1 protein-coding gene is annotated in these 1,239 nt (G+C 28.7%); it reads right to left on the bottom strand.

Annotated elements, in window-relative coordinates; translation table 11 throughout:
- Positions 1-236 precede the first annotated feature (236 nt).
- Positions 237-1,091, bottom strand: coding sequence for a hypothetical protein (locus Q361_RS13595; RefSeq protein ID WP_103727258.1), 855 nt, complete (start codon positions 1,089-1,091; stop codon positions 237-239).
- Positions 1,092-1,239 lie beyond the last annotated feature (148 nt).

Raw genomic sequence — 1,239 nt, 5'->3', positions numbered from 1 at the left:
TGGTTAAAAGTCTCTAAAAAAACACAAAAAAGTTGATATTTTTTCTTCCGAATTGTTGTCTGCGGCGTTTATTCTTCCGAAACTGACACACAACGTTTTGCGGCTTCATGAAGTGGCGATGAACCAAGACCAAGCCTTTACAAATATAACTAAAACTTTTAATTAAAAACCTTTCCAATTTCTGATAAATCCCTTGCCTCGCCATTTCTTGAAACCGCTGTTAGTGGCTGTTTTTTTTATTTTATTTTGTTGAGCCACAATATTAATTTGTCGATTTCTATTAGCTGTAATGTTATATTGTCTAGTTCTTCGTCATATGGATTTAAGTTTTTTTCACGTTCTCTTATATTTAAGCCACGATAAAAATGACGTAATTTTGGTGAACTAAATTCTACATAAGCTGAATTTTGTCTGTAATTTGCCCAAGCTTGTTTTTTGAATAAATTTAGTTCTTTTTTTCTTATTGCAAAAAGTTGTTTTTTTTCTTTTAATTCAGATTTCATTTCGTTCAGTTCTTGCAAACTATTTGGAGAAATATTTATCCAATATTCAAGTTGGTTATAATAATTTTCTAAAGTTTTTGAAACATTTTCATATTGCTTTAAAAAGCCATTATTTCTATTCGTGATTTTTGATTTCGCAAAAAAGTTTTTAATTGGGTTGAAACCTGTTGAAACTTTTATTTCTTCGTCAATTTGTGTTTTTGCAAACTTTAGTTTTTCTAAAAATTCAGAAATACTTTTTCTATGTAAACTTGCTTCGTTATCCCAAATTTCAATTTCGCTTATATTGTCAATACTTTGTATTTGACTTAATAAATTTTCGATTGGAATTGCATCAAAATTAAGTTCAACGGTTTTGTTTTCAGAAACTTTTTGGTCTTCAATTCTGTTTATGATGTCATTAGTTTTATTAAGTTTTTCTTTAACTTCTTCAACTGTAAACTTTTTTGTGTTTGCGCTTTTGTCAAGTTTTAAAAGTTTGCTAAAACAATTTAAACATAATCTATAGCTATCAGAAAATTTTCCACCACCAAAATTTGGTGTGTTTGTAAATCCTAATTTTGTATTACAATTTCCGCAATATTCCATATTCAGATATTCTTTTAAGTTCTAATTTTCAGGTATTTTCGGCAAAATAGCCACTAACGTTTTGCGGCTTGACGCAGAAGCGAAGCCAGCGAACGATTTAATTTCTGTTAAAGATAAACATTTTCGTGAAAAATGGATTTCAATTTAA

The organism is Flavobacterium croceum DSM 17960 (assembly GCF_002917885.1).
Lineage (GTDB): Bacteria > Bacteroidota > Bacteroidia > Flavobacteriales > Flavobacteriaceae > Flavobacterium > Flavobacterium croceum.
This window is presented reverse-complemented; position numbering and strand designations above follow the sequence as displayed.